This is a genomic window from Rhodoblastus acidophilus, from assembly GCF_900187365.1.
Lineage (GTDB): Bacteria > Pseudomonadota > Alphaproteobacteria > Rhizobiales > Beijerinckiaceae > Rhodoblastus > Rhodoblastus acidophilus.
In genome coordinates, this window is sequence record NZ_FYDG01000004.1 from 281593 (window position 1) to 293798 (window position 12206).

The window sequence follows — 12206 nt, forward strand, 5'->3', positions numbered from 1 at the left end:
TCAGCGTCCCCGATAGGTGGTGAAATTGCGCAGGGAATAGCTGATGGCGGCGCCAATCCCCCGTTCGCGCTTGTCTTCCTCGACGGCCTTTTCCAGCCGCGCCAGACGCGTCATCGCGTCGCCGTCCCACGCGGCGAGCGTCTGCTCCAGCCGCTCCATCCGGGGCGCCACGGCGCGCTCGCCCGCGCTGAGGGCGGCGAAGGTCCGCTCCAGCCGCGTATCGAGCGCGGTGACGAACTCGTCGCGGGTCCGCTCCAGCTTCTCGTCGAGATGCTTCAGCCCGGCGTCGGCGGCGCGCTTTTCCTCGCTGAGCGCGCCCAGGCCCTGGCTGAGGCGCGTGTCGTAGCGGTCGATCCGGCCTTCGAAGGCGGAGACGGCGCCGCTCAACCGGCCGACCCGGCCGTCAATCTGCGCGACTCGGGCGGCGGCGTCCGACACGCGCGCGTCGAACTGGGTTAACGCCGAATCGATTCGCGCCTGCAGCGCGTCGAACTGCGCCAGCCGGGCGTCGAGTTGCTCCAGGGCGACGTCGAGCTGGGCCTGTTTGGCGTCGAGCCGCGCCTGCCGGGCGTCGAGCTGAGCCATTGCGGCGTCGAGCCGGCCCTGTTTGGCGTCCAATTCGGCCTGTTGCGCCTCGATTTTTTCCAGCCGACCGTCGGATGCGCGCTTGTCCTCGCCGAACAGCAGTTCGCGCAATTCCTCGATTTCGGCGTCGGCGGCGGCCGGCGCGGCGCCGGTGGCAATGTCCGTCATGATCTGTTCCCGAGCAGGGCGCGCCGTTCGCGCTTAACGCTTTCTATTCCTGCTGCGCCCGCGCTCGCAAGAAGGGACGCGACGAAAGCTTCGCCGCGCCGCAAGTTTTTTTTAACTATACCTAGCGTCAGGTTCAGCGCGGAAAGAAATGATCCTTGTGCGTGGCCGTCGCGGCCCCGGAGTCATCCTTCACCGTAAACACCACGTCGACCGGCTGATCCGGAACCGAATCCGCCGGCGCCGTCACCGCCACGCGCAGCTCCAGCGTCTGGTCCGGGCCGACGGTCGCGCTGGCGCCCCCCTTGTCGTTGATGATCGACATTTGCAGGCGCGGCGCGCCCTCGACCGAGAGCGACACCTTGCGGTCGTTGGGCTGCTTGTTGAGCACGCGCACTGTGTAGCCGTTGCGCACGGCGCCGTCGGACATGGTCACCGCCAGCGGATTGCGGTCGTGCAGCACGTTGACGAACAGGTCCGAGCGGGTGCCGAGCTTAAACGCCATCAGCCCGACCACCGCCAGGATCATCACCGGATAGATCAGGGTGCGCGGCCGAATCGGCCGGTAGATCGGCGGCAGCTTTTCCGCGCGGCGCGCGATGTTGATGTCGGTGTCATAGGCGACCAGATTGCCGGGCCGGCCGATCTCCTTCATCACATTGTTGCAGGCGTCGATGCACAGCCCGCACTGGATGCAGCCGAGTTGCGAGCCATGGCGGATGTCGACGCCGGTCGGGCACACCGCGACGCACTGGCCGCAATCGATGCAATCGCCGGCCTTTTCGCCGCGCTCGTGGGCGTGTTCCGCCTTTTTCAGAGACATGCGCGGCTCGCCGCGGGTGCTCTCGTAGGAGACGTTGAGCGCCCATTCGTCGGTCATGGCGGCCTGGATGCGCGGCCAGGGACACATATAGACGCAGGTCTGCTCGCGCATGTGGCCGGCGAAGACGTAGGTGGTGAAGGTGAGGATGCCGACCCAGATATAGGCGACGGACGGCGCCGCGCCGGTGGCCAGTTGCTTCAGCAGCGTGGGCGCGTCGGCGAAATAGAGCACGAAGGCGCCGCCGGTCAGCAGCGCGATCAGCAGCCAGAGCGCATGCTTGGCGACGATCTCGCGGACGCGCGAAAAGGTCAGGCCCTTCTTGTCCTTCATCATGCGGGTGCGGCGGTCGCCCTCGATCCAGCGCTCGACGGCGAAGAACAGGTCGGTCCACACCGTCTGCCAGCACAAATAGCCGCACCAGACGCGACCCGCGATCGCGTTGAGCAGGAACAGGGTCATGGCGGCGACGATCAGCAGGCCGGTGAAATAATAGACTTCCTGCGGCCAGATCTCGATGAAGAAGAAGTAGAACCGCCGTCCGGGCATGTCGATCAGCACGGCCTGGTCCGGCAGGTTCGGACCGCGATCCCAGCGCAGGAACGGCATCAGGTAATAGACGCCGAGGCAGACGGCCATCAGCGCCCATTTGATGGTGCGAAACGCGCCGTGCGTCGCCTGCGGATAGACCTTCTTCTTGGCCTCGTAGAGCGGGCCGGTGATGACGGTTTCGTCTTCCATCGCAATGTCCTGACGCGCCTGCGCGAGAAGCCGGCGGGACTGTGCGCGCAGCCCGGTCCCCCCCGCATTGATCCCGCGCAGCATGTACGCCGTTTCAATGCGGATATCAACGAATTCGAATGTTATACCAATGACCGCCGAGGCGAGGCCTCAGGCGGCGGGACGCGCGGGATAGCCGGCCTCGGTGATGGCCTGCGCCAAAGCTTCGGGGTCGGGGCTGGCGGGGGTGACGCTGACGCGTTTGCTCGCCAGATCGACCTCGACCTGGGCGTGTGGCGCCTGAGCCTGAATCGCCTTGGTCACCCGCGCGGCGCACTTGCCGCAATTCATGCCTTCGACCAGAAAATTCGTTGCGCCGCTCGTGGTCATGCTTGCCTGCCTTTGGGTTACTCGGAGACTTTTCGTTTAAATGTTAACGAAAGAACAGTGTAAGAACTTACGTCAAGCGCCCCTGTGTATAAGTCTGATAACCCGGCTATATTGTCACAGCTTGGTCATTAAAGGAGAACAAAGCGGAACCATCGCGTCATCTTTTTCCTTTACTAGCCCGGTCATCATCATCACGCCTTGAACGTCCGCAACCGCAGCGCATTGCCGAGTACGAACAGGCTCGACAGCGCCATGGCCGCCGCGCCGAACGCCGGGTTCAACAGTACGCCGTTGACCGGATACAGAGCGCCCATCGCCACGGGAACCAGCAGGATATTATAGCCGAAGGCCCAGGCGAGATTTTGCTTGATGTTGCGCAGCACCGCCCGCGACAGCGCCACCGCCGTCGCGGCCTTTTCGGGGTTGGAGCCGACCAGCACCACTTCGGCGCTGTTGCGGGCGATTTCCGTTCCCGTCCCCATGGCGAGGCCGACGTCGGCCGCCGCCAGCGCCGGCGCATCGTTGACGCCGTCGCCGACGAACGCCACCGGCCCGTTCTTCGCGTAAGCCTGCAACGCCGCCACCTTGCCTTCGGGCTTGAGACCGGCGCCGATGTCCGACACGCCGATCCGCGCGCCGATCGCCCGCGCCGTCGCCTCGCGGTCGCCGGTGAGCATGACGGGCGCAACGCCCAAAGTTTTCAGCGCCGCCACCGCCGCCGCCGATTGCGGCCGCGGCGGATCGGCGAAGGCGAACAGGCCGGCCGCGACGCCGTCCACCGCGATATAGAACACGCTGGCGCCCTGCCCCGCCTGGGTCCGCTCCGTTTCCGCGAGCGCGGACGCATCGGCGCCAAGCGCCTGCATCAATTCCGTCGAGCCGACCGAGATCTTGCGCGCATCCACACGGCCGGACACGCCGAGCCCCGGCTCATAGGCGAAATCCGCGACCTCCGGGACAGACAGACCGCGCGCCTGCGCCGCCGCCAGCAGCGCGCGGGCCAGCGGATGTTCCGAGCGCGCCTCCACCGCCGCCGCGAGCGCGAGAATGTCGTTGTCCGCGAAGCCGGAGGCCGGGGCGATCTGGGCCAAAGCCGGCTGTCCCAGCGTCAGCGTGCCGGTTTTGTCGAACGCCAGCGTCTTGATCTCGGCGAGGCGCTGCAAGGCGTCGCCGCGCCGGAACAGGATGCCGAGTTCGGCGCCGCGTCCCGAGCCGGTCATCAGCGCGGCGGGCGTGGCCAGCCCCATGGCGCAGGGACAGGCGATGATCAGCACGTTGACCGCATTGACCAAAGCCAGCGCCAGGGCCGGCTGCGGCCCGAAAACCATCCAGAGCGTAAACGTGAGCGCCGCCAGAGCGAGCACGACCGGCACGAACACCGCCGTGACCTTGTCGGCCAAAGCCTGGATCGGCAGCTTGGCGCCCTGCGCGCTCTCGACCAGCCGCACAATGCCGGCCAGCGCCGTGCCCTCGCCGACCTTTTCGGCGCGCATCACGACAAAACCGGCCTGATTGACCGCGCCGCCCACCAGGGAATCGCCGGGCTTTTTCGCCACCGCAAGGCTCTCGCCGGTGATCAGGGATTCATCGACATGGCTGGCGCCTTCGACGACCACTCCATCGACCGGGATCGGCTCGCCCGGACGAATTTCGATGAGGTCGCCAACCTGCGCTTCCTCAACCGGCAGATCGACCGTCGCGCCGTCGCGGCGGATATGGGCGATTTTCGGCTGCAGCCGGGCGAGGCCAGCGATGGCCTCAGCCGCCCGCCCCCGCGCCCGCGATTCCAGCCAGCGCCCGAACAGGATGAAGGCGACGATGACGGCGGCGGATTCGAAATAGGAGTGGCGCGCGCCCTCCGGCAGCACGTCGGGCGCGAAGGTCGCCAGCAGCGAGTAGAGATAGGCCGCGCCCGCGCCCAGCGCCACCAGCGCGTTCATGTCGGGCGCGCCGCGCCGCAGCGAGCCGAAGCCCAGGGTGAAGAAGCGCCGGCCGGGGACCGCCAGCACAAAAGTGGTGAGCGCGGCGGCCAGCATCATCACGGCCTGATGGCCGAGCGCATGATGCGTCCACATTTCGAAAGCGGGCGACAGATGCGCGCCCATTTCCAGCGCGACCACCGGCGCGGCGCCCGCGACCGCCAGCAGCACGTTGCGGCGCAAAACGGCGGCTTCCGCCGCGCGGTCGGCCAGCGGGTTCTGCGCCTCGATCGGCGTGGGTTCGTAATCCTCGGCGCGGATCGCGGCGGCCAGGGTGGCGTAATCGACCGTTCCCGAAAGGGTTTCTACGGTGGCGCGATGGGTGGCGAGATTGGCGCTGGCCTTGAGCACGCCGGGCACTTTTTGCAGCGCCTTTTCGACATGGGCGACGCAGGCGCCGCACATCATGCCCTTGACGCCGATCTCGAACGTCTTGCGGCGCGGCTCGTAGCCCTCCGCCTCGACGCGCTTGGCCAGCGCGGCGAGGTCGGCCTCCGGCCCCAAATCCAGCTCGGCGCGTTCGGTGGCGAGATTGACGCGGGCGTCGCGCACGCCCGGCGCCGATTTCAGCGCCTTTTCGACATGGGCGACGCAGGAGGCGCAGGTCATGCCGCCGATGTCCAGCGTGCGGGTCGCTGATTTCGCGTGGATATTCATGCCGTCAATATGGACCCTCGCGGTGGGACTCGCCACGGCGCGGCGGCGAATTCCGCTTGCTTATCGGCAAAGCCGCGTCGCCTCGACCCATTCCCGGCAGCGCGCTTCCGGGTCGAGGTTGAGGGAAATGTCGGTCACCACCGCCGCGCTGTCGGCGCCCGCCTTAAAACAGTCCAGCGCGCGCACCGGCGTCAGCCCGCCAATGGCGACCAGCGGCAGGCCGCCGACTTTCTGTCGCCACAGGCCGAGCTTGTCGAAGCCTTGCGGCGCCCAGGGCATGTTCTTGAGCCGGGTCGGGAAGATGGGGCCGAGCGCGACATAATCCGGCTGCGCGGCCAGCGCGATGGCCAATTCGGCCTCGTCATGGGTGGAGATTCCGAGCTTGACGCCCGCCGCCTTGATCGCGGCGACGTCGGCGGCGGCCAGATCCACCTGGCCCAGATGGACGAAATCGCAGCCCAACTCCAGCGCGAGGCGCCAGTAATCGTTGACGATCAGCTGCGCGCCATGCGCCTTGCAGAGATCGCGGGCTTCCGCGATCTCCGCGCGCAGGCGCGCCTCATCCATGTTCTTGGCGCGCAACTGCACCAGTTTCACGCCGCACGGCAGCAGGCGGCGCAGCCAGCCGACGTGATCGGCGACCAGATAGAACGGGTCGAGCTTCATGTAAAAGCGCGCCCCAACACCGGCGTCGAAGGCTCGGCCATGTCGCGCGGCTCGATGGTCAGCGCCTTGTAGGCCGTGCGGCCCGCCTCGCAGGCCAGGGCGAAGGCGCGGGCCATGGCGACGGGGTCGCCGGCCTTGGCGATGGCCGTGTTGAGCAGCACCGCGTCGAAGCCGAGCTCGAACGCCTGCGACGCCTGCGACGGCGCGCCAAGCCCCGCGTCGATCACCAGGGGAATGTCGGGATAGCGCGCGCGCAACGCCCGCAGCCCGAACACATTGTTGAGGCCCCGGCCCGAGCCGATCGGCGCGGCCCAGGGCATCAGCACCCGGCAGCCGGCCTCCACCAGCCGGTCGGCCAGCAGCAGGTCCTCGGTCATGTAGGGGAAGACTTCAAACCCCTCGTCGCAGAGGATGCGGGCGGCTTCGACCAGACCGAACGGATCGGGCGCGAGCAGGTCGTCGTCGCCGATCACCTCCAGCTTGATCCATTTGGTGGCGAACAGCTCGCGCGCCATATGGGCGGTGGTCACCGCCTCCTTCACCGTTCGGCAGCCGGCGGTGTTGGGCAGCACGCGCAGGCCGGTCTCGCGGATCAGGCCCCAAAACCCTTCGCCGGCGCGCGAACCGCCCGCCTCGCGCCGCAGCGAGACCGTGACGACTTCGGTCTTCGACGCGGCGAGGGCGTCGGCGAGAATGGCCGGCGAGGGATATTGCGACGTGCCGACCAGCAGCCGCGACTGCAGCGTGACGCCGTAGAAATTCAGGGGATCGTTCATCTCATCCTCCCTGCCTGGGGCTCAAGACTTCCACCTTGTCGCCCTCCTTCAACGCGCAAAAGTCCCGGTCTTTTGCGCGCACGAAAACCTCGTTGACCGCCGTGGCGACCAGGCCGGGATCATATTCCAGTTCGGCCAGAAGCGCGGCGAGCGTCGCCGCCCCCGCTTCAAGCTGTTCGCCGTTGACCGCGATCTTCATCCATCACCTCCGGGAAATGGGCGTCTTCCAACACAACGCGCGCCGCGCGGCTGGCCAGCGGCGGCGACAGCAAAAAGCCGTGGCGGTAGAGGCCGTTCAGGAACAGCCGGCGGCCCTCGCGGCGGATGCGCGGCAGATTGTCGGCGAAACTCGGCCGCACGTCCGAGCCGGTCTCGACGATTTCGGCCAGGGCGAAGGCGGGATTGAGCGCGAAGGCGGAATTGACCAGTTCGACCACGCTTTGCGCGGTGACGCGCGCCCGCTCCTCGTTCTCAACCATGGTGGCGCCGACCATGATGGTCCCGTCGGGACGCGGCACCAGATAGACCGGATGGCGCGGATGCACCATGCGCACGGGGCGGGTGAGGTTCAGGTCGGGGGCGCGGATGATGATCATCTCGCCCTTGACCCCGCGCAGGCCCGCCAGATCCGGCTTGGCGGCGAAGCCGCGGCAATCGAGCGTCCAGTCGGCGTCGTCAGCGAGCGTCGTCGCGTCCACGCCATAGCGGAGCGTGGCGTTGGGTTTCGCCGCCAGCGCCTCGGCCAGTTTCGCCAGCGCCTCGCGCGGGGCGAGATGCGCCTCCGCCTCGAAATAAAGGCCGAAATCGAAATTTTCCGCGAGATCGGGTTCGAGCGCGGCGATTCCCTCCCGGTCGAGCGTGACGAAATGGGTTGTGCGGCGGGAGAACTGAATCAGGTCGGGCCGGTCCCGGCGCGGCGCCACCACGAGGCTGCCGCGCTTTTCCGCCACCGGAAACGTCTCGGTCCAGAACTCCAGCGCCTCGGCGCCGAGCGTGGCGACGATCGGCTCGGTCGATTCGGCCTCGCACCACGGCGCGATCATGCCGCCGGCGTAATGCGAGCAGCCGCGCCCCGGCCCTTCGGCCTTTTCGACGATCTCCACGGCGATGTCGCGCCCGAGCGCCTCGGCCTGACGCAGCAGTTCGAACGCCGCCGTCAGCCCGGCCGCCCCGGCCCCGATGATTCTGATGAGCAAAACCCCAACCTCCCGCGTTTCCGGCGCGGAAAGGCTCGTGCTGGCGGATTCAGCCGGGTCGTTTCGCGCCATCCCTCCGCCAGTGCGAACTGGATCAGGTGTGAAGCCCCTCGGCTTCGTTGAGGGTCGCCGGGCCGACGCCTGCGCGCCGCCGCCAGCCTCTCAGCCCCCTGCCGGGGCTCCCCTTGGCTGGCTCGATATTTGGCCGCGTCGCGGCGGATCGTCAAGAGCGGACGTGGCGCCCGGCTTGCTTTAGATCAAGGACAACAAACTTAGAGTCTTTCTAACATCAACCGACCATGCTAATCGTGACATAAAAGAGGCGGACATGACGGCGCAAACCACAATCAGGGTCGGCACACCAGCGGCCAAACCAAGCTATGACTGGGTTAACGGGGCGCTTGCCCGTCTCGTGCGCGAGAAGCTGCGCGCCGCCGACCTGCGCCCGACGCGGCAAAGGGTCAGCATCGCCAGCCTGCTGTTCGTCGCGGGCGACCGCCACGTCACCGCCGAGCAGCTTTACGCCGAGGCGCAGGCGCTGAAAATGCCGCTGTCGCGCGCGACCGTTTACAACACGCTGCACCAGTTCGCCGACTCAGGCTTGTTGCGGGAAATCGCGCTGTATGGCGCCAAAGTCTGGTACGACACCAAGACCGGCTCGCATTGTCATTATTACGACGAGGACCACTCCGTGCTGTTCGACATGGAGCAGGACGTGACCCATCAATTGCAGATCAAGGCGCCGCCCGGCAAGCGAATCGTCGGCGTGGACGTGATCGTGCGGCTCGCCGACGACAATTGAGCCGACTCAGCCGGGGCCGGCCGCGCTGGCCTTGACGGCGTGGGTCTCCTCGCGCCCGGCCTGTTTGGCGGCCTGCTGAAGAATGCGGCGAAAGTCGTCGCGCTTCTGGTGAATCGACGCGATGGTCAGCCCGGCCGAGACTCCCAATCCGACCAGCGCCGCCTCGGACAATTGCAGGCTGGCCTCGATGGTTTCGGGCACGGCGTCGGTGGCGCCCAGGGCGTAAAGCCGACGGGCGTGCTCCTCGTCGCGGGCGCGCGACACGATCAGCACGTCGGGCCGGACCGCGCGGACGCGCTCGACAATCACATCAATGGTCTTGCGCGAACTGATGGTGACGATCACCCCAATCGCCTGGCTCAGACCGATGGCCTCCAGCACTTTGGGATCGGACGCGTCGCCGAAATAGACCAGCCGCCCGGCGCGGCGGTCGCGGGCCACGCTGACCGCGTCATGGTCGATTGAGACGAATTTCACGCCATGCTCGGCCAAGAGCGACGTCACCACTTTGCCGACCCGGCCATGACCGACCACGATGGCGCGCCGGTCGCCCGCCGCGGCCTGAAACATCAGGCTCGAATCGACCGGCGCGGGAGCGGCCGGTTTTTTCGGCAGCCGCCGCGCCGCCATAGCCAGCAACGGGGTCAGCGCCATGGTGACGGCGGCGGCGGCGAGGACGAGGCTGGCCGCCGGCGCCGGCAGCAGATGCAGCGCCACCGCCATGCCGATGCTGACGAAGGCGAATTCGCCGGCGGGCCCCAGCAGCAGCGCGGTTTCGAGGGCGACCCGCCAGGGCGCGCGGAACGCGGCGGCCAGACCGGCGAAAATCAGCGTCTTCAAGGCGATCAGCCCCAGCACGACGCCAATCAGCGCCACCGGCTCGCGCAGGAATTCGCGGAAATCGATCTTCATGCCCACGGTGAAGAAGAACACGCCGAGCAACAGGCCCTTGAACGGCTCGATGGCGACTTCGATGGCCTTGCCATAGGCCGTTTCCGCCAGCATCAGCGCGATGACGAAGGCGCCGAGCGCCATGGACAGGCCCGCCGCGTGCGCCAGCAGCCCGGCGCCGATGATCACGAAAAGGGCCGCGGCGATGAACAACTCGGTCGACCGCGACGTCGCCACCAGCTGGAACATCGGCCGCAGCAGGAATCGTCCGAACAGGACGATGGCCCCGATGGCGACGCCCGCCTTCGCCAGCGCGATGCCGATGCTGGCGAGCACCGACTCGCCGCCGCCGTCGCCGGCGATCGAAATGAACACGATGACCGGAATGACCGCGAGATCCTGCGCCAGCAGCACCGCGAAGCTCAGGCGCCCCACGCCCGAGGTCAGACGGCCCTGCCCCGCCAGCAGTTCCAGCACGATCGCCGTCGAGGACAGCGCAAGGCTGAACCCAAGGATGGCCGCCGGCGTGGGCGCCAGCCCCGCCGTCACGCCGACGCCGGTCAGCGCCGCGCCGCTGACGATCACCTGCAGGCCGCCCAGCCCGAACACCAGCCGGCGCAAGGTGACGAGCCGCTTGATCGACAGCTCCAGCCCGATCAGGAACAGAAGGAACACCACGCCCAGCTCGCCCAGCTCGGCGACGCTGTTCGGGTTGACCACCGTGAACCAGTAGAGAAACGGAAAATTTCCGATCTGCGAGCCTAGCCCGAGCGGACCGAGCGCCGCGCCGGCGCCGAGATAGCTGAGGATCGGGCTGACGCCCCAGCGGCGCAGCGCCGGCACGATGATTCCGGCGACGCCCAGCACCACCAGAATATCGCTGTAAACCTCAATCGTGTTTGTCTCGCCCAACGCGTCGCCCCGCTGATTCGTTCGCATCGACCTTATCAAGGCCGCCCGCGGTTTTCGCGCGCAGGGCGACCGCAGACCGCGAGACGAACGCGCTAGAACGCGTTCTTTCCGGTCAGCACGACAAAGGGCGTCTTCAGCAGAATGCCAAGATCCAGCCAGACCGACCAGTGTTCGATATAGTGCAGGTCGTGCGCGACGCGCTGCTCGATCTTCTCGACCGTATCGGTTTCGCCGCGCCAGCCGTTGATCTGCGCCCAGCCGGTGATGCCCGGCTTGACGCGATGACGCGCGAAATAATTGGCCACCACCGCCTCGTACGCCTGTCCGGCGGCGGAGCATTTCAGCGCGTGCGGACGCGGGCCGACCAGCGACAATTCGCCGCGCAACACGTTGAACAATTGCGGCAATTCATCGAGCGAGGTGCGGCGGATGAAGCCCCCGAACGGCGTCACGCGCGAATCGCCGCGCTTGACCTGATGGGCCGCCGAATAGTCGCACTGGTCGACATACATCGAGCGGAACTTGTAAACGCCGAATTCCTCGTTGTTGAAGCCGTAGCGCTTCTGCACGAACAGGATCGGGCCGCGCGAGGACAGTTTCACCCCCAGCGCCACCGCCGTCAGCACCGGCGACAGCGCCACGATCAGCGCCAGCGCCGCGCAGCGGTCGAACATCGCCTTGAGCGCGACCTCCCAGTCCTTCAAAGGCTTGTCGAAAGCCGGCAGGAACGGCACGTCGCCAATGAAATTATAGGCGCGGTCGCGCAGGCGCAGCTTGCTGCCCAGCGCGGAAATGCGCACGTCCACCGGCAGCGCCCACAGCTTTTGCAGAATGTGCAGAATCCGACGCTCCGCCGTCAGCGGAAAGGCGATGATCAGCAGGTCCACCCGGGCGTTGCGGCAGAAGCTTTCGAGGTCGTCGAAGGTTCCGAGCAGGCGGTAGCGGCCCAGCGCATCGGGCAGGCGCGTGGGATTGCGGTCGTCGAAAACGCCGAGGATTTCCAGCGCGCCCTTGCCGGACTCCTCCAGGCGGCGAATGGTTTCGAGCGCCTGCTCGCCGCCGCCGACGATCACGGTGCGGCGGGCCAGCGCGCCCCGGCGCGTCCACGCCCGCAGCAGCGGCGCAAGGACCGCGCGCGACGCCACCGTGGCGCTGACGCCCCAGGCGAACCAGTCCAGGCTCCACTGCCGCAGAAAAGCCGTCCGTTCAAAGCCGGAGATCACGCAATCGGCGTCCCAGATGGCGACGGCGAGCGCGAAGGCGAGCGCCAGATTCATGGCCTGGCGGGGAAAATCGGCCAGCGCGCGGATCGTATACGTCCAGCGCGCCTGCAAGGTGAACAATCCCACGGCGGTCGCCAGGGCCACGCCCCAGATCAGCAAAGTCGGCTCCGGCGCATCGCCGCCCAGGGCGCGCATGTGCGACAGAACGCCAGCCCCCACGAAAGCGCATAAATCGAACAGCAGCGTCGCGCCGATGATCGCCGGCTGGGAAATGGCGCGCGGCGCGGGCGCGTCCTGCTGCGCGGCTTCGACCGCGGCCCGGCGCGCCAGGGCGCGCAGATCGGCGAAATAGAATTCAGCCTTGCCGCGCGCGCCATCCGGCGGGCCATCGAACTCGGGAAACGACGGTTGCGGCAGACTCATG

The 12206-nt window shown here is 67.4% G+C and carries 11 protein-coding genes; 1 reads left to right on the forward strand and 10 read right to left on the reverse strand.

Annotated features, from left to right (window positions below; all coding sequences use genetic code 11):
* The 8 genes from CFB24_RS11270 to CFB24_RS11305 form a co-directional block, all read right to left on the reverse strand.
* Nucleotides 1-753 (reverse strand): coiled-coil domain-containing protein, encoded by a 753-nt coding sequence (locus CFB24_RS11270; RefSeq protein ID WP_088520701.1) that lies wholly within the window; start codon nt 751-753, stop codon nt 1-3.
* 133 nt (nt 754-886) lie between these two features.
* Nucleotides 887-2311: a cytochrome c oxidase accessory protein CcoG gene (ccoG, locus tag CFB24_RS11275; RefSeq protein ID WP_088520791.1), complete on the reverse strand. Its 1425-nt coding sequence runs from the start codon at nt 2309-2311 to the stop codon at nt 887-889.
* 150 nt (nt 2312-2461) lie between these two features.
* On the reverse strand, nt 2462-2680 hold the full coding sequence (locus CFB24_RS11280) for a heavy-metal-associated domain-containing protein (RefSeq protein WP_088520702.1): 219 nt from the start codon (nt 2678-2680) through the stop codon (nt 2462-2464).
* Nucleotides 2681-2871: 191 nt separating this feature from the next.
* Complete coding sequence (locus CFB24_RS11285; RefSeq protein WP_338064181.1) at nt 2872-5352, reverse strand: heavy metal translocating P-type ATPase; 2481 nt, start codon at nt 5350-5352, stop codon at nt 2872-2874.
* Between the two features lie 24 nt (nt 5353-5376).
* Nucleotides 5377-5982: a thiamine phosphate synthase gene (locus CFB24_RS11290; RefSeq protein WP_088520704.1), complete on the reverse strand. Its 606-nt coding sequence runs from the start codon at nt 5980-5982 to the stop codon at nt 5377-5379.
* Entirely contained in the window at nt 5979-6758 is a 780-nt protein-coding gene (locus CFB24_RS11295) for a thiazole synthase (protein ID WP_088520705.1), read from the reverse strand. The genes CFB24_RS11290 and CFB24_RS11295 overlap by 4 nt, the downstream gene beginning before the upstream one ends.
* Nucleotide 6759: 1 nt before the next feature.
* Nucleotides 6760-6957 carry a sulfur carrier protein ThiS gene (thiS, locus tag CFB24_RS11300; protein ID WP_088520706.1) on the reverse strand — a complete coding sequence of 66 codons (198 nt, stop codon included), beginning with the start codon at nt 6955-6957 and terminating at the stop codon, nt 6760-6762.
* A complete protein-coding gene (locus tag CFB24_RS11305) occupies nt 6926-7954 on the reverse strand; it encodes an FAD-dependent oxidoreductase (protein WP_088520792.1) in 1029 nt (342 codons plus the stop codon). The genes thiS and CFB24_RS11305 overlap by 32 nt, the downstream gene beginning before the upstream one ends.
* A gap of 328 nt (nt 7955-8282) precedes the next feature.
* Here CFB24_RS11305 and irrA point away from each other — a divergent pair, with 328 nt between their 5' ends.
* The gene (irrA, locus tag CFB24_RS11310; protein ID WP_088520707.1) at nt 8283-8756 is read left to right on the forward strand and encodes an iron response transcriptional regulator IrrA; all 474 of its coding nucleotides are present in this window, start codon (nt 8283-8285) and stop codon (nt 8754-8756) included.
* A 6-nt stretch (nt 8757-8762) separates the two neighbouring features.
* Here irrA and CFB24_RS11315 read toward each other — a convergent pair whose 3' ends face one another.
* Together CFB24_RS11315 and CFB24_RS11320 are read right to left on the reverse strand one after the other, a co-directional pair.
* Nucleotides 8763-10586, reverse strand: coding sequence for a cation:proton antiporter domain-containing protein (locus CFB24_RS11315; RefSeq protein ID WP_088520708.1), 1824 nt, complete (start codon nt 10584-10586; stop codon nt 8763-8765).
* 65 nt (nt 10587-10651) lie between these two features.
* Nucleotides 10652-12205 (reverse strand): undecaprenyl-phosphate glucose phosphotransferase, encoded by a 1554-nt coding sequence (locus CFB24_RS11320; protein WP_088520709.1) that lies wholly within the window; start codon nt 12203-12205, stop codon nt 10652-10654.
* Nucleotide 12206: the final 1 nt, after the last annotated feature.